Consider the following 16,541-nt stretch of genomic DNA (forward strand, 5'->3'; position numbering starts at 1 on the left):
CCGATGCACACGAGTGTGCTGGAAGGGGTGAACAACAAGATCAAAGTGATAAAGCGCATGGCATATGGATTTAGGGACTCAGAATACTTTTTTCTGAAAATCAAGGCGGCCTTCCCCGGAAAGCCGCGATGAACCTTTTTTTATGCTTATCGCTCTAAAAGCCTTGTTCCACCATTGTTAGATAAAAAAGTGCTTAGCAAAGGCATTATTGGTGTTTGTTGTCCCTGGCCGCCGTGAGCAAAATCGTCACATCCAAAGTATTTATAACAAACGGATGTGTTATGCGATTAAGTTCTTATTCCGTCCTGCCAGGCTTGGGGCCAACGCTGGGCTTCAGTCTGCTCTATCTGGGCATATTGGTGCTGCTGCCGCTCTCGGCACTGGTGCTGTTTGCGGTGAACAACCTGAGCGCCGCCGAGTTCTGGCAGGTGATCGGCTCCCCCCGGGTGCTCGCCTCCTTTCGCCTGAGCTTTGGCGCCGCCTTCATTGCCGCCCTGCTCAACAGTCTGTTCGGTCTGATACTGGCCTGGGTACTGGTGCGCTATACCTTCCCCGGCCGCAGACTGGTGGATGCGCTGATCGACCTGCCCTTTGCCATGCCGACTGCCGTCTCCGGCATCGCCCTGTGCGCCATCTTTGCCCCCAACGGCTGGATTGGCCAATGGGTCGCTCCGCTGGGCATCGAGCTTGCCTACAACCCCATAGGGGTGGTCATTGCCCTGACCTTTATCGGGCTGCCCTTTGTGGTGCGTACCCTGCAGCCGGTGCTGCGGGAAGCGGAGAGCGAGCAAGAGGAGGCGGCCGCGAGCCTGGGTGCCAACCGCTGGCAGACCTTCATCCGGGTACTGTGGCCGACCCTGGTACCTGCGCTGCTCACCGGTTTTGCCCTGGCGTTTGCTCGCGGCGTGGGGGAGTACGGCTCTGTCATCTTCATTGCCGGCAACCTCCCCATGGTGTCCGAGATTGCCCCCCTGATGATCATGAGTCACCTGGAGGAGTATGACTACGCCGGTGCATCGGCCATTGCGTCCGTCATGCTGCTCATTTCCTTTGTGCTGCTGTTGCTCATCAACAAGTTGCAAGCCTGGAGCTGGGCTCGCATCGGAGGAAGCCGTATATGAACGCCTCTACTGCACATCTCGATCAGGCCCAGGAGTCCGCTCCGGCCACCCCGGCGCGTCATCCCCCGGTGACCCATGAACCGGTCTGGGTTAAATGGCTGCTGGTCACCGTCGGTCTGGGCTGGTTTGCCGCCTTGCTGCTGTTGCCGCTGGCCACCGTTTTCATCCAGGCGCTGAGCCCGGGTCTGGCCTTCTTCTGGCACGCCATCAGCGAGCCGGATGCCCTGAGCGCCCTGGGGCTGACCGCCCTGGTGACGCTCTGCTCGGTGCCCCTGAACCTGCTGTTCGGGCTGGCCGCCGCCTGGGCCATCGCCCGGTTCCGCTTCCCTGGCCGGCAACTGCTTATCACCCTCATCGATCTGCCGTTCTCGGTCTCGCCGGTCATCGCGGGCTTGATGTTCGTGCTGCTGTTCGGCAGTCGCGGCTGGTTTGGCGAGTGGCTCAGCGAGCACGACATCAAGATCATTTTCGCTACCCCGGGGATCATCCTGGCGACCACCTTCATCACTGTGCCCTTCGTGGTACGCGAGCTGCTGCCCCAGATGGAGGCGCGGGGCCCGGAGGAAGAGGAGGCCGCCATCATGCTGGGGGCGAGTGGGTTGCAGATGTTCTGGCGGGTGACCCTGCCCGGCATCCGCTGGAGTCTGATGTATGGCCTGCTGCTCTGTACCGCCCGGGCGGTGGGGGAGTTTGGCGCTGTCTCCGTGGTTTCCGGCCACATTCGCGGCCAGACCAACACGCTGCCGCTGCACATCGAGATCCTTTACAACGAGTACCAGACCGGTGCCGCCTTCGCGGTGGCCAGCCTGCTGGCGCTGTTCGGGATCTTCACCCTGCTGGGTGAGACCCTGCTGGCCAGGCTGCGCGGCCAACCGACCCAGTCCCATTGATCCCGAATAAACGGTTATAGGAGAGGCATTCATGAGCATTCAGGTTCAAGGGCTCAACAAGCATTTCAATCAGTACGCGGCGCTGGCCGACGTCAACCTCGATTTTCACGACGGTGAGCTGGTCGCCCTGCTCGGCCCCTCCGGCTGCGGCAAGACCACCTTGCTGCGGATCATCGCCGGGCTGGAGCAGGCGGACAGTGGCAGCGTCATCATCCGCGGCGAGGATGCCTCGGATCTCCATGTGCGCGAGCGCAACGTTGGCTTCGTGTTCCAGCACTACGCCCTGTTTCGCCACATGACGGTATTCGAGAACGTGGCCTTTGGCCTGAGGGTCAAGCCGCGCAGCGAACGCCCGGACGAGGCGGCCATCCGCACCCGGGTCAAGGAGCTGCTGGATCTGGTGCAGCTCAGCCACGTCGCGGCACGCTACCCGACCCAGCTCTCCGGTGGTCAACGCCAGCGGGTCGCCCTGGCCCGGGCCCTGGCGGTGCAGCCCAAGGTGCTGCTGCTGGACGAGCCTTTCGGCGCCCTCGATGCCCAGGTGCGCAAGGAGCTGCGCCGCTGGCTGCGTGAGCTTCACGACGAGCTGCATGTCACCAGTCTGTTTGTGACCCACGATCAGGAAGAGGCCCTGGAGGTGGCGGATCGGGTGGTGCTGATGAACGCCGGCAAGGTAGAGCAGATTGGCACCCCTGCCGAAGTGTATGATCAGCCCGCCAGTGCCTTCGTGCACAGCTTCCTTGGCAGCGTGAACCTGTTTCGTGGCAGGGTGGCCGGGCAGGGGCTCGGCATCGGTGAACAGCAACTGGGTGGCCCCATCCCCTCCCATCTGGCAGAAGGGAGTGCGGCCATTGCTTATGTGCGCCCCCACGAGCTGGAGATCCTGCCCTCGGATGCCCCCGGTGGCATTCGCGCCACAATTACCCGCCTGCTGCCCATGGGGCCGCGCATCCGGGTGGAACTGCGTGGCGATGGGGAGACGGGAGGCGCCCACTACGAGGCCGAACTGAGCAAGGAGGCCGCCCGCGCTTTTGCTCCCGGCCAGGGGGTGCGCCTGGTGGCCAGGCAGGCACAGCTCTATCCCGACTACCAGATCTGAGGGCAAGCCGCGAGGTGCTGCCCTCTGTCAGGCTTGCTGCCGGGCCATGATCCCGGCAATCCATAACAAGAGGACGGTGGCACGAGCCACCGCCACTCAGCGCAGGAGGCGATGAGGTGAACTTTCAGCAATTGCGAATCATTCGGGAGGCGGCACGACGGGATTACAACCTGACCGACGTGGCCAATGCCCTCTTTACTTCCCAGTCCGGGGTCAGCCGCCACATTCGCGAGTTGGAGGAGGAGCTGGGGCTCGCCCTTTTCATTCGCTATGGCAAGCGTCTGCTCGGTATGACCGAGCCGGGCAAGGAGTTGCTGGTGATCGCCGAGCGTATCCTGGGGGATGCCGACAACATCCGCAAACTGGCGAGCACCTTTGCCAATCGCGACTCGGGCCGGCTGCTCATCGCGACCACTCATACCCAGGCCCGTTATGCCCTGCCGAGGGTAGTGAAGGCGTTTCGGGAGCAATTTCCCCTGGTACAGCTGGAGCTGCGTCAGGGGAGCCCGGAGGAGATAGTGCGGCTGGTGCAGACCGGTGAGGTGGACATCGGCATCAGCAGCGAGCAGCTCGACAAGAGCGAAGGGGTGGTGGCCTTTCCCTACTACCGCTGGCACCACAATATCGTCGTGCCGGAGCAGCACCCCCTCACCGCCGAGCGGGAGCTGACCCTGGCCGCTCTGGCCCACTGGCCCATCGTCACCTATCAGGCCGGCCTCACCGGTCGGGCACGGGTGGATGATGCCTTTGCCGAGGCGGGCATAGTGCCGCAGATCCTGCTGACCGCCCAGGACTCCGACGTCATCAAGACCTATGTCGAGTTGGAGATGGGGGTGGGCATACTGGCGGACATGGCGTTCGATTCCCAGCGGGACAAGGGACTGGTGCAACTGGACGGCAGTCGGTTGTTTGCGCCGCACACCGCCTGGATCGGCCTCAAGCAGGGGCAGTTCCAGCACAACTTTGCCTGGCAGTTCATCCAGCTCTGCAACCCCGAGCTGGCGCTGGCGGAGATCCAGGCCCGTGCCATGAGCAACGAGCCCCTGCTCGATTACCAGATTTGAACCGAGGGGTGGATGAAAAACGGGGAGCCATGGGCTCCCCGTTTGTTTGATGTTGACCTGATCTGGCACGGGAAACGCCGAGCGGGTTCTCGCCAGGTCGGAGACGTCCCATCACTGCGCTGTCCAGGCCTCCTGCCAGTGGGAGCCTACGCCCGGTTCATACTGGGTGGCCGTGCTCGCCCACTGGCTGCACCAGCCGCTGTAGGGGAAGGGTTTGCACTGATAGACCTTGCCGTTCTTCGGCTGCAGCACCCGGGTTCCGGCGGTGTAGGACTTGAGGCCGTCCGGGAAGGTGAACTGGTAATCGCCCCCGCTTGCCGGATCCTTGAACATGAGGTCCAGGGTCTGCTGCACCGCGTCACCACCGGCCTTGGGTTTGCCCTCGATCACCAGCTGATGGTGGCCTGCACTCAAGCCGGTCAGCGCCATGGAGAAACTCTGGCTGCCGTCCTTGATGTCGGCACTGCTCTGTCCCCTGGCGACACCGCCGTGGTCATAGAGGGTGTTGGTGATGGCGAGATCCCCCTGGGCCGTGACGGTGAAAGTCAGGGTGAGCTTGCCGTTGTCGAGCGTGTAGTCGCTCGCCAGACCGCTCACGCTGATCCCGTTCTCCACCGGGGGCTGCTGTTGCTCAAGCTGGATCTCGACCCGTTGCAGGTTGCTGCCAGCCTTGAGGTAGACCGGGTTCTGGCCATAGACGGGGTTGAACTGGCCGTCCGTGCCTTGCTGGCCCGCACGGATCTGGCTCTGCTCGGCGTTGATCTTGCTCGCCAGGGCGTGGGCCCAGTTGTTCTTCTGGCCCTGCCCGGCGCTGGCGATGGTCAGCTCGGTCTGGAGATCGGTGCGCTCGCCATTGGCATCGAACACCCGGGTTCTGGCTTTGTCACCCGCCACCAGGTCGATGGAGGGATAGATGGTCCCTCCCTGGCTCCAGGTCAGCGGGGGCTGGGTGCCATCCTTGAACCGGGCGTCGATCAGGTTGTAGAAGCTGTTGGCGGTATCCCCTACCTCCCACACCCCGAGAATGACCTGATAACCGGTACGTGCGGGCAGGGTGCACTGATGGGTCACCTGTTTGGGGGGCTGCACCATGTTGCCCTCGATGACGCAGAAGGGATTGAGATCGAACGCATCCCGGGTGAGGGGCTGGTTCGGGTTCCAGTCCTGCTTGGTGAGGTAGTAGCGCCAGTTGCGGGTCACGTGGTTGGCAGTGAAGGTCCAGCTGATGGCGAAGGGACCGGCCTGCACCTCACGTTTGGTCCAGCGATCGAGGGTCTGGGTGTTGAGCTCGCCGAATTGGGGGTGACCGGCCGAGGCTATCTGGCCGTCGGCGGGGCCGCCATCGGGGAAGCCGGAGGGGGCTTCCAGGCTCTGGGGTTCCCACTAGATGGCGCCACACTGGCTGTTGCCCCCTGTCTTGCACAGGTAGTTGCGCCCTTCGGGCTGGCTGATGTAGCCGTGAGCGAGCACGCCGCCACTGGCCAGCAGCGTCAGTGCAGCCGCGAGATGGGTGAGTCGGATATTTGCTGCCATACATTCCTCTGTTCGGTGATGTGGGCAGTCACGTTGGCAGGGGAGTTCCCCGAAACACGGTGCTGCAACCCCGCTATCCTGGACAGCTTGTCTTTAGACCGGAGGCTTTGCGTCCTGGCCTTTCAACCAGTTTGCCAAATGACTACAGAAAGGATCATGGTGCCGCCTGTGGCGACCACTCATCATGACTATATTTTGTTAAAAAATTAAGTGTAAAAATTGACAGTGCCATCTCATCGGAGCAGCGCATCAGCTGCAGATCACTCCATCGGGATCTGCGCGCTGGTTCAGTGCGAGAGGGTGGCCCGGGAGAGGCTCCAGTGGCCATGACAGGTAAGGAGCACCTGCAAGCCTGGCAGGGGCTCACGGGGCCACTCAGTGGCGGGGTTGCATGCCTGCTCGGGAAGAGGACGCCTGGGTCGGTCGCATCATCCTGTCCTGGGCTTGGGCGTTGTCCAGCTTGAACACCGCCAGTCGCTCGTCGAGGCTTCGGGAGAGACCGGCCAGCAGTTCGCTCTCCTGGGCCAACTGGGAGGCCGCCTGGGACATCTCTAGTGCCGAGTCGTTGATGCCGCTGACGTTGCGGTTCATGTCTTCCGCCACCATGCTCTGCTGCTCCGCCGCCGTGGCGATCTGGGTCGCCATGTCACTCACGTGCTGGATGTGATTGACGATGAGGGAGAGATCCTGCCCCGCCTTCTCGGACTGGTTGACGCTGCTCTCCGCCAGCTTGCGGCTGGCGTCCATGGCGTTGGCGGCGGTGACAGCCCGTTGCTGCAACTGGGTGATGGTACCTTGGATCTCCTCGGTGGAGTGGCGGGTGCGACTGGCCAGCTGGCGCACCTCGTCGGCCACCACGGCGAAGCCACGACCCTGCTCGCCAGCCCGGGCCGCCTCGATGGCGGCGTTGAGGGCCAGCAGGTTGGTCTGCTCCGAGATGGCGCTGATGACCGCCGTCACCTCGCTTATCTGCATCACTCCCTCCTTGAGCTGGTTGACCTGCGAGGTGGCCTGATCCACCTCGGTGGCCAGCGCCTGGATGCCGTGCACGCTGGCATGGACATCCTGGTTGCCGAGCCCGGCCTCGCTGGTGGCATCCTGGGTGTCGCGGGCCGTATTCTCGGCGTGACCCGCCACGTCGGCGATGGTGGCGCTCATCTCGTTCATGGCGGTGGCGAGCTGGGCGAGCTGATCCCGCTGACTGTTGACCGCCTGGTTGGTCTGTTCGGCGGAGGCTGCGATGCGCAGGGCGGCATCCGCCACGTTGCGGGCCCCCTGGCTTGCCTCCAGCAGGGCGCGGCGGATGGCATCCAGCCCCTGGTTGGTGGAGCTGGCGACGGCGCCGAGCTCATCTCTGCCCAGCACCGGGATGCTGACCACCAGATCGCCAGCTGCGACCCGGGCCATGGCCTTGTTGATCTCGGCCAGGGGATTGACGATGGAGCGGCTGATGGCGAGTCCCAGCAGCCCCATCAACAGGATCACCAGCAAGGTGGCGCCACCCATCCACTCATATTGGGACCACATGGTGGCCTCAATGTCCTGCAACAACACACCGGAGCCCAGGATCCAGCCCCAGGGCTGGTAGCCCGTCACCAGCGACATCTTCTGGGCCGCCTCGCCGGACGGGGAGACCCACTGATACTCCAGCCTGCCCTGGTGGCCGCCCTTGCCGAGATCCACCATGTGCTGCCAGTGGGACTCGGCAGGGTTGTTGCCCATCTGCTGCCGACCAGCTCGGGTTTGGCGGGATGCACCACCACCCGACGATCTTCATCCAGCACGAACAGGTAGTTGTCCCCGTCAAAGCGCATGCTGTCGAGCATGGCCTTGGCCTGTGCCTTGGCCTGCTCCGGGGGGAGGGTGGCGGCCAGGGCCTGGATCCGGCTCATGGCCAGGTCCAGCACCGCCTGCAGCCTGGCTTCCCGTTCACTCATCAGATTGCGGTGCAGGGCACTGGCCGAGATGAGCAGCAGTGCGATGAAGCCGACCAGGGCCAGTGAGAGCAGCAGCATCAGTTTGCGACTCACGGCAATATCACCGAGCTTGAACATAGTCTTATCCTTACTTTCCCATGCGGGTCTGATTGTGGCCGTTCTAGCGGCCGGACCTGATTATTGTTGTTTTTAACATCCCATTAACTTTCAATGGGTTGCGATGAAAAACAGCCAATTGAGCAGTTTGACAACCAGTATAGCCAGCAGACAGAAACCCTCGCTTTTGATAGCGTGATGGCGCGCATCCCGGCGCACAATTTGTCTGCTCCATTTGCAAGAAGTGTGAATGGGTTGGCATTTCACCAAAAAGGAGTGGGCGCCCCCGTGGTTGCCCCATAACAAGAGGGAAGTTATGAGTTCCATTGCCAGGAATTATCTCAACCAGCTCAATGCCGATTACCTGCAGGTGCACAGACGCAAGGAGGACCTGTTCTGGTCCACCTACATGGGCACCAGCGACGATCAGGCAGGCTTCACCGCGGCCGAACAGGCCTACAAGGCGTTCTGTGCCGATCCTGCCCGCCTGCCCGTGCTGCGGGAGATGCATGCCCAGGCCGAAGAGGCGGATCTCAGGCGCGGCCTGGGGGGCTGGATCGCCTTCTTCGAGTGCAACGTCATCGAAGATCCCGCTGCCTCCGCCCTGATGGACGAGCTGGTGGCCGCCGAGGCGGATCTCTTCGCCCGTCGCAAGGGGCTGAAGCTCACCTTGCTGGATGAGCAGGGCCGCCAGGTCCCCGGCAGCCTGCCCGCCGCCAGCACGGCGCTGGCCGCCAGCAGCGACGAGGCGGTGCGCCAGAGCGCGCTCGCCATGTTCCACACCCTGGAGCAGTGGGTGGTCGACAACGGCTATCTTGACATCGTCGCGCTGCGCAACCGCTTCGCCCGTGCCATGGGTTATCGCGACTACTTCGATTACAAGGTGCACAAGAACGAGCAGATGAGCCCGGAGCAGCTGTTTGCCATTCTCGACGACTTCATCGCCCGTACCGATGCCCGCTTGCACCAGAGTCTGGCGGAGCTGAAAGCGGCCAAGGGGGACGCAGCCCTGCTGCCCCAGAACCTGCGCTACAGCGTGAGCGGCGACGTGACCCGCCAGCTCGACCCTTACGTGCCCTTCTCCCGGGCGCTGAAGGATTGGGTCGAGAGCTTCCGCCGGCTCGGCATCCAGTATCGCGGTGCCACCCTCACCCTGGATCTGCTGACCCGGGAGGGAAAATACGAGAACGGCTTCTGTCATGGCCCGGTGCCGAGCTTCTGGCAGGAAGGGGAGTGGGTGCCGGCGGTGGTCAATTTCACCAGCCTGGCCAATCCGGCCCAGGTGGGCAGCGGCTGGAGCGGGCTCAACACCTTGTTCCATGAGGGCGGCCACGCGGCGCACTTTGCCAACGTCACCGGCAACGCCCCCTGCTTCTCCCAGGAGTTTCCGCCCACCTCCATGGCCTATGCCGAGACCCAGTCCATGTTCTGCGACAGCCTGCTGGACGACGCGGACTGGCTCAAGCGCTACGCCAGAAACGCGGCGGGAGAACCCATCCCCGATGCGCTTATCCAGGCCATGATTGAAGCGCGCCAGCCATTTCGCGCCTTCAACGAGCGCCAGATTGCGCTGGTGGCCTACTTCGAGCGGGAGCTCTACGCCATGGACGAGGCCGAACGCACCCCGGCCGCCGTGCTGGCACTGGCCCGCAAGTGGGAGCGCAAGATCCTGGGGGTGGAGAGCCCACGCCCGCTGCTGGCTATCCCGCACCTTCTGAACCAGGAGTCGGCCTGCGCCTATCACGGCTATCTGCTAGCGCTGATGGCGGTGGAGCAGACCCGCGCCTACTTCTTGAAACGCGACGGCTACCTCACCGACAACCCGCGCATCGGACCGGATCTGGCCGCCCACTACTGGGGACCGGGCAACGGCATGACCCATGACGAGACGCTGCAGAGCCTCACCGGCGAGGGTTTCAGTGCGGTGCCGCTGGCAGAGGCGTGCAACCGGAGTGCCGCCGAGGCGTGGCAACAGGCACAGACGTGCATGGCGGCGGCGCGGCAGCGCCCACCGGCAGGGGAGGGGACGCCCCTCGACGCCCATATCCGGGTGGTGCACGGGGCCGAGCTTATCGCCGACAACAGCGAGTCCGAGGCGCGCATGCTGGCAGACTTCGAGGCCTGGATCCGGCGCCTTGAGACCGCCGAACCAGTGACCCAGGCCTGAGCCCGGTGTTGCACAGTCAAAAGAGCCCCATCAGGGGCTCTTTTTTGTGGGTTGAGATGACCTGACCCCATGGTGCCAGCCGGGGATTGGCGGGTGGACAGGCTCAAGTGTCACTGGCGGCGGCGCTGCCCGCTGGTTTTTCTCCCTGCGCCATCTTCCTGGCCTTGACGACCTGCGCTGAGGTGCCCGGTTGCAGGCAAGAGACGACGCCCAGCCCTTGGCAGGGCCTCTGCATGGCGGGTTGACGGCCATTTCCCCCTGCTGGCCACAGATATGTTTCTCCCGATATATTGAGTATTCACGGCGATCCCATATCATGGCGCTCGCTCGCCACCAGAGAGTGGCGACATTCAGATGATTTGCTAACAAGAGAGCCCAGAAGGCTCGCAGAGGGATGGATAGTGAGAGCCGTATTGCTGTGTTTGCTGGGGCTGTGGCCCGCGTTGAGTTTTGCCACTCTGTCCGCCGATATGGTGGTGGTGAAGAAGTCGAGTTACAGCCTGACCCTGATGAAGGATGGCAAGGAAGTGAAGCGCTACTGGATTGCCCTGGGCCCGGCTCCCAAAGGACACAAGCAGCGTGAGGGGGATCAGCGTACCCCGGAAGGTCGCTATACCCTGGACTACAAGAAGAGCAACTCCGGTTTCTACAAGGCCATTCACATCAACTACCCGAATCTGGACGACATCAAGCGCGCCAACGAGCTGGGTGTGAACCCGGGCGGCATGATCATGATCCACGGCCAGCGCAACAGCCTGGGGGATCGCAGGGTGCAGCCGTCCAACTGGACCAATGGCTGCATTGCGGTGCTGAACCACGAGATGGACGAGATCTGGAACGCCATCGAGCCAGGCACCCCCATCATCATCGAGCCCTGATCCCGCCTGCCAACGCCCGCTCTCATGCGGGCGTTGCATTTGTTGCAGACCATGGCGTGACACTGCCTCCTGCGCCGTGTTAGTTTTTCCGGTTCGCATTGGCTGTGACAAGGATGATCCCATGATGTCGGAAACCCGCCTCCCTGCGCCCGAGCGCACGGGGGCACTCTGGTGGCGCGCCACCCTGGATATGCTCCCGCTCTCCATTTCCGTCATCCCCTGGGGGATACTGTGCGGCGCCCTAGCGCTTCAGGCGGGTATGAGCCCGCTCCAGGCCCAGCTGATGTCGCTGCTGGTCTATGCGGGGGCGGCCCAGCTCTCGGCCACCACCCTGTTCGGGGCGGGGACGCCGCTGCTGCCCATCATGGGCTCCACCATGGTGATCACCTCCCAGCATCTGCTCTATGGCTTCACCTTCCGGCGCGACGTGCTGCCCCTCTCCCTGCGCTGGCGGGCCAGCCTCGCCTTCTTCCTGACCGACGAGATGTTTGCGGTGGCGCTGAAAGACAGGGAGCGCAGCGGCGCCTTCAATCCCGCCTATGCGCTCATCGCGGGCTTTGTCTTCTATCTGTTCTGGAACATGGCGACCCTGCTCGGCATCGCCGCCGGCCAGTACATTGACGGGCTGGACAAGATGGGGCTCGACTTTGCCATTGCCGCCACCTTTATCGCCATGACGCTCCCCGCCATGAAGAACCTGCCCATGGTGGCGGCCACTCTGGTGAGCGGCGGGACGGCGCTCGTCACCAAGCCGCTGCTGGCGGAGATCCACATCATCGTCTCGGCCCTGGCCGGCATGGTGGTGGGCTATGTATTGCACCGGATGAGGAGGTGATCATGGGCTGGCTGATGATAGGGCTGCTGGCCCTGATCACTTTCTTCAACCGTTTTGCCTTCTTCTCGCGGTTGACCCGCTATCAGCCGGGGGCCGAGATGGGGGCTTTCCTCAGCTTCTCGGCCCAGTCGGTGCTGACCGCCATCTGGCTGCCCATCGTCTTCAGCTATGAGCCCGGCCACGGGCTGGACTGGGATCCGGACTACCTGGCCGCCACCCTGTTGGTGACGGTGCTGACCCTGCTGCGCCTGCCTACCCTGGTGGTGGTGGTCGTCGGCATGGGGGGCTTCTTCCTGCTGCGCTGGCTGGGGGGCGTGGCCCTGTTCTGGCCCTGGTGAAGGATGTGCCGTGATCCGGCATGGCGGATGTCTTGATGGGATATCCACCCTGTTGGGAATGTCACTTCAAAAAAGACCTCCCAAGTGTGAGGATTTTGGGTTCCACCCGCCACGGAGTGAACCATGTCCTTCACCGAAACCTGCCAGCGCATCGTGCGCGACCCTCTGCTCTCACCGGCCCAGAAGAGCCACGCCCTGGCGCTCGCCGCCGAAAACGCGCTGCCCTATCCCGAGTTGCCTGCCGCCGTGCAGGATGCCATGGCACAAGGGGTGCTGTGCGACATGTTCGAGGGGCACGCTCCCCACAAGCCGCGCTACGTGCTGCCGGATTACGAGCGGTTTTTGCGACAGGGCTCGGCCTGGCTTGAGCTGGCGCCACCCCTGGACTTCGACGAGGCCCTCGATGCCTTGCGCATTCTCTACCACCACGTGCCCTCCGTCACCGGCATGCCGGTCTGGCTGGGGCGCCTCGATCACCTGCTGCTGCCCTTTGTCGGTGAGCTGGATGATGAAACGCTCCATCGCAAGCTGAAGGCCTTCTGGATCTATCTGGATCGGGTGCTGCCGGATGCCTTCATGCACGTCAACATCGGCCCCGACGACAACCGGATCTGCCGGCTGATCCTGCACATCGACAGGGAACTCCAGCAGGTGGCGCCGAATCTCAGTCTGTTCCACGACCCGGTGCAGACCCCGGACAGCCTGTTGCTGCAAGGGGTCGAGAACATCTCGGCCTGCAGCAAGCCCCACATCGTCAACTATCCGCTGCACAGGGACACCTTCGACGAACGCGGCTTTGGCATCGTCAGTTGCTACAATGCCCTGCCCCTGGGGGGCGGTGCCAATACCCTGGTGCGCCTTTCCCTCAAGGGCGTGGCCGGGCAGAGCGCAGGGATTGAGGATTTCATGGCGCGCACACTGCCTCACTATTGCGAGCAGGCCTCGCGGCTCATCGAGGCGCGCGCCGCCTTCCTGCACCGGGAGTCGGGTTTCTTCGACAGCTTCCTGGTGGAGGAGGGGCTGATCGAGGAGGCGCGCTTCGTCCCCATGTTCGGCATCTTTGGCATGGCGGAGGCGGTGAACCTGCTGATGGAGAAGGGAGGCTTGCCGTGGCGCTATGGCCATGACGATGCGGCCAACCAGCTTGGCTATCGCATCTCGGCCCGCCTCTCCGAGTGGGTGGTCAGGAGGGGCCAGACCCATGCCTGGGGCGGCCGCGCCCTGCTCCACTCCCAGGGGGGACTCAGCGTGGACAGGGGCGTGACCCCGGGGGTACGGATCCCCTATGGCGAGGAGCCGGATCCCGCTAGTCACCTGCTGGCCCTGGCGCCCCACCACGGCTTTTATCACTCCGGGATCAGCGAGATCCTGACCCTGGATCCCACCATACGCCAGAACCCGCAGGCGCTGCTGCAACTCTGCAAGGGGGCCTTCGCCCTCGGCATGCGCGAATTCAGTGCCAACGTGGCGGACAGCGATCTGGTGCGGGTGACCGGCTACATGATCCGCAAGCGCGATGTGGCCCGCTTCGCGGCAGAAGGCTCGCGGCTGCAGACCACCTGCCTCGGCGCCGAGGCGAGCGAGCTGACCGGGATCCGCCAGCGGGCACCGCGGGTGGTGGCTATCGAGACCCTCTTGAATGAGCACTGAGAACGGCAGGCAGAAGGGGGCCGAGTTCAGGGCGACGGTGAGCCGCTGGCTGCCCTTCTCCTGCGTGGACGGCCCCGGCAACCGGCTGGTGCTGTTTTTGCAGGGCTGCAACTTCCGCTGCCCCGGCTGCCACAACCCCCACACCATGGGGTTGTGCGATCACTGCGGTGACTGCGTGCCCGGTTGCCCGGGCAGAGCCCTGGCGATGCAGGAGGGGCGGGTGAGCTGGCAAGCCGAGCTTTGTGCCCACTGCGACCGTTGCCTCGATGTCTGCCCTCGCCACGCCAGCCCCAAGACGCGCCAGATGTCGGTGGCCGAGGTGCTGGCCCTGCTGCGCCGCTATGGCCCGCTGCTCACCGGCGTCACCGTCTCCGGCGGGGAGGCGACCACCCAGTTGCCGTTCGTGATCGCCCTGTTCACGGCCATCAAGGCTGCGCCGGATCTGGCCCGTCTCACCTGCCTGCTCGACAGCAACGGATCCCTGGGGGAAACGGGTTGGCAGCGGCTGATGCCGGTGCTGGACGGCGCCATGATAGACCTCAAGGGGTGGCGCGAGCCTGTGCATCTGGCCCTGACCGGGCGGGGCCGCGAGCGTGTGCTGGCATCGCTGCAACTGCTGGCGCAGGCGGGCAAGTTGGCGGAGGTGCGGCTGCTGCTGGTGCCGGGGCGGAGCGATTTTCTCGATGCCACCGGCGCGCTGGAGGAGGCGTTGACGGCCTTCTTGCTGTCGCTGGGGCCCGTGCCCATCCGCCTCAACGGCTTTCGCCACCACGGGGTGCGAGGGGAGGCGCTGTCATGGCCAGAAGCCGGGTCGGCTGACCTGACAGTGCTGGCCAACGCATTGAAGGCCAAGGGGTTTGGGTCGGTGATGCTGCCTGCGATCTGAGCTCTGCGGCACGTCGGGATGCTGAGACCCGATATGACGCAACTGTGAACTCTGTCTATAGGGGCTGTCCGAGGGGACAGCTAGAATGGGCAAACCGTCCATCACCAACAGATACCCATGAGTGAATCCAACGCCCTTTATCGAGTGCAGTTCATTTGTCACAGCGAGCGTTACGAAGTCTATGTAAGAGAGGTGAATCAGGGCCAGCTGTTCGGCTTCATCGAGATCGCCCACTTCGTGTGGGACAACCACACGGCTCTCATCGTCGACCCCAGCCACGAGAAGCTGAAGAGCGAATTTGCCGACGTCACCCGCACCCTTATTCCCATGCACCACGTGCTGCGGGTCGATCAGGTGCGCAAGCAGGGGGCCGCCCGCATCACCGAGCTGGGCAACAACGTCTCTCCTTTCCCCGGCCCCATCTACACCAAGAAACCCTGAGCACAGTCGTGCCTGGCACAGCCTGTGCCGGGTATGACCCTCATCATGCCAGCGCGCGGGCCAGCTGCAGGATCCGCTGGCGAAACCAGCGCCGCGCCGGTTCCTCTCCGGCGGGGCCGTACCACACCAGACTGTGGGTGACGGCGCCGTAATCAAACGGTACCGGCCGGCTTACCAGATCGTGCGGGGCCGCCTGCTCGGCCCAGCCGTTGACGGCGGTGAGGATCAGATCGCTCTGGCGCAGCAGGGTCGCTGCACTGCCAAAATCGGGCAGGATGGCGGCGATCTGCCGGCGCACCTGCAACTGGGCCAGGCTCTGCTCGAAGAAGGGGTTGGCCAGCTCCTGATCACGAATGGCGATATGGTGCCAGCTCAGGTAGGCATCGAGATCCCAGGGCCGCGCCAGCGCCGGGTGATCCGCGCGCAGCAGGCAGACCAGCTTGTCCTCTCGCAGCGTCTCCCACACCAGCCCTTGCTGGCGGGGTAGCGGTTGGCTCTGATCGTGGGGCAGGATCACGAAGTCGAGCTTGCCCGCCGCCAGGGCCGCCAGCCCCTGCTCGTCCTTGTTACGCACGACGGGCATCAGCCCCGGCACCTCCTGCATCAACTGACCCAGTACGGCCCCCATGGGCCAGATCATGCTGCTCTCCCGCATCGCCAGGTTCAGCTCCCCCTGCCAGCTGGCGGGATCGTAGCCGCCCTGGCCGGTGAGGCCGTTGAGCTCGCTCAGCAGCCGGTGCAGGGTGGGGCCGAGCCGCTCGGCGAACGGGGTCAACAAGAGCTGGTTGCCCTGGCGGTAGAGCAGCTGATCGCCGAGCAGATCCCGCAACTGGTTGAGGGTCTTGCTGACGGTGGAGGGGGTGGTGCAGAGCCGCTCGGCGGTGCGGGTGACGCTCTGGCTGTCGAGCAGCAGGTGCAGGGTAACCAGATGGCGGCCGCCGAGGCGGGAGAGGGCAATGAGATCCATAACGGTTCCACGAGCAAGGGGACAAATGAAAAGCCCCGCCTGAGCGGCAATGCTGATCAGTTAAGGATCCATTGACCGATCCTTCTGCTGTAGGACAATCCGGAACCAATCACTGGTTCCGGATTTTTTATGTCTATTGCAAACGATCTGAACGATGTTGTTGAGGCATCTGGCGACATGCTGGCTCGGTTGGCCATTTTTGCCGACCATATTCCCGACGAATGGATTACTGCCGCTGCCGCCTTGTCTGAAAAGGCCACTATCCGCCGACGCCGCTTACCTTCTGATATGGTCTTGTGGCTCGTCGTGGGGATGGCCTTTTTCCGCAATGAGCCCATCTCCGAGGTCGCTCGGCGCCTCAACATCTGTGCAGAAGGGTTGACCAATGATGCCTTGCTCGCGGACAGTGCCCTGTCTCAGGCCCGTCAGCGACTCGGCAAACAGCCGCTCGAGTGGCTGTTCAAACAGTGCGCCGATGTGTGGGGGCGGGAATGTTATCCTGATGACCATTGGCACGGTTTACAGGTCTTTGCCATCGATGGGGCCCTGTTCCGAACCCAGGATATGCCTGAACTCAGAGCACATTTCGGCTCGGGTAACACCTCAACCAACCGGCAGACACCCTACCCGATGCTGCGG

General features: G+C 63.6%; 14 protein-coding genes, 2 pseudogenes and 1 riboswitch. Of the genes and pseudogenes, 13 read left to right on the forward strand and 3 right to left on the reverse strand.

Annotation, left to right across the window (positions count from 1 at the left end; all coding sequences use genetic code 11):
* The 5 genes from J9889_RS16845 to cbl all read left to right on the forward strand — a co-directional run.
* A partial coding sequence (locus J9889_RS16845) for a transposase (RefSeq protein WP_162231338.1) occupies positions 1 to 132 on the forward strand: 132 nt, incomplete at its 5' end.
* Between the two features lie 149 nt (positions 133 to 281).
* Positions 282 to 1,121, forward strand: a complete 840-nt coding sequence (cysT, locus tag J9889_RS16850) for a sulfate ABC transporter permease subunit CysT (RefSeq protein WP_039039454.1) — start codon at positions 282 to 284, stop codon at positions 1,119 to 1,121.
* Positions 1,118 to 2,011, forward strand: a complete 894-nt coding sequence (cysW, locus tag J9889_RS16855) for a sulfate ABC transporter permease subunit CysW (protein ID WP_010672826.1) — start codon at positions 1,118 to 1,120, stop codon at positions 2,009 to 2,011. Before cysT ends, cysW begins: the two co-directional genes overlap by 4 nt.
* A 31-nt stretch (positions 2,012 to 2,042) precedes the next feature.
* Complete coding sequence (locus tag J9889_RS16860; protein WP_210557422.1) at positions 2,043 to 3,110, forward strand: sulfate ABC transporter ATP-binding protein; 1,068 nt, start codon at positions 2,043 to 2,045, stop codon at positions 3,108 to 3,110.
* A 116-nt stretch (positions 3,111 to 3,226) separates the two neighbouring features.
* On the forward strand, positions 3,227 to 4,174 hold the full coding sequence (gene cbl / locus J9889_RS16865) for an HTH-type transcriptional regulator Cbl (RefSeq protein ID WP_010672828.1): 948 nt from the start codon (positions 3,227 to 3,229) through the stop codon (positions 4,172 to 4,174).
* 111 nt (positions 4,175 to 4,285) lie between these two features.
* On the opposite strand, the pseudogene gbpA reads toward cbl, so the two are convergent.
* Positions 4,286 to 5,707 (reverse strand): annotated as a pseudogene (gbpA, locus tag J9889_RS16870) (N-acetylglucosamine-binding protein GbpA).
* A 60-nt stretch (positions 5,708 to 5,767) separates the two neighbouring features.
* Positions 5,768 to 5,853: riboswitch (cyclic di-GMP riboswitch) on the reverse strand.
* 229 nt (positions 5,854 to 6,082) lie between these two features.
* Positions 6,083 to 7,761: pseudogene (locus J9889_RS16875) on the reverse strand (methyl-accepting chemotaxis protein).
* A gap of 295 nt (positions 7,762 to 8,056) precedes the next feature.
* Here J9889_RS16875 and J9889_RS16880 point away from each other — a divergent pair.
* The 7 genes from J9889_RS16880 to J9889_RS16910 all read left to right on the forward strand — a co-directional run bounded on the left by J9889_RS16880 (position 8,057) and on the right by J9889_RS16910 (position 14,935).
* Positions 8,057 to 9,907: a M3 family metallopeptidase gene (locus tag J9889_RS16880; RefSeq protein ID WP_210557424.1), complete on the forward strand. Its 1,851-nt coding sequence runs from the start codon at positions 8,057 to 8,059 to the stop codon at positions 9,905 to 9,907.
* 401 nt (positions 9,908 to 10,308) lie between these two features.
* Positions 10,309 to 10,785, forward strand: coding sequence for a L,D-transpeptidase family protein (locus J9889_RS16885; protein ID WP_029313677.1), 477 nt, complete (start codon positions 10,309 to 10,311; stop codon positions 10,783 to 10,785).
* Positions 10,786 to 10,906: 121 nt separating this feature from the next.
* Positions 10,907 to 11,620, forward strand: coding sequence for an AzlC family ABC transporter permease (locus tag J9889_RS16890; RefSeq protein WP_210557426.1), 714 nt, complete (start codon positions 10,907 to 10,909; stop codon positions 11,618 to 11,620).
* A gap of 2 nt (positions 11,621 to 11,622) precedes the next feature.
* Positions 11,623 to 11,958 (forward strand): AzlD domain-containing protein, encoded by a 336-nt coding sequence (locus tag J9889_RS16895; protein ID WP_010672834.1) that lies wholly within the window; start codon positions 11,623 to 11,625, stop codon positions 11,956 to 11,958.
* Between the two features lie 123 nt (positions 11,959 to 12,081).
* Positions 12,082 to 13,608, forward strand: coding sequence for a YjjI family glycine radical enzyme (locus tag J9889_RS16900; RefSeq protein ID WP_210557429.1), 1,527 nt, complete (start codon positions 12,082 to 12,084; stop codon positions 13,606 to 13,608).
* Positions 13,609 to 13,645: 37 nt separating this feature from the next.
* Complete coding sequence (locus J9889_RS16905) at positions 13,646 to 14,494, forward strand: YjjW family glycine radical enzyme activase (protein WP_201890882.1); 849 nt, start codon at positions 13,646 to 13,648, stop codon at positions 14,492 to 14,494.
* A gap of 117 nt (positions 14,495 to 14,611) precedes the next feature.
* Entirely contained in the window at positions 14,612 to 14,935 is a 324-nt protein-coding gene (locus tag J9889_RS16910) for a DUF1820 family protein (protein WP_210557431.1), read from the forward strand.
* Between the two features lie 43 nt (positions 14,936 to 14,978).
* Here the strand turns inward: J9889_RS16910 and J9889_RS16915 are convergent, their stop codons facing one another.
* Entirely contained in the window at positions 14,979 to 15,902 is a 924-nt protein-coding gene (locus J9889_RS16915) for a LysR family transcriptional regulator (protein WP_210557434.1), read from the reverse strand.
* A 129-nt stretch (positions 15,903 to 16,031) separates the two neighbouring features.
* On the opposite strand from J9889_RS16915, the gene J9889_RS16920 reads away from it, so the two are divergent.
* The coding region (locus J9889_RS16920; RefSeq protein ID WP_210557435.1) for a transposase domain-containing protein at positions 16,032 to 16,541 on the forward strand (510 nt) is incomplete at its 3' end.

Source organism: Aeromonas sp. PrichA-15, assembly GCF_017939245.1.
Lineage (GTDB): Bacteria > Pseudomonadota > Gammaproteobacteria > Enterobacterales > Aeromonadaceae > Aeromonas > Aeromonas caviae.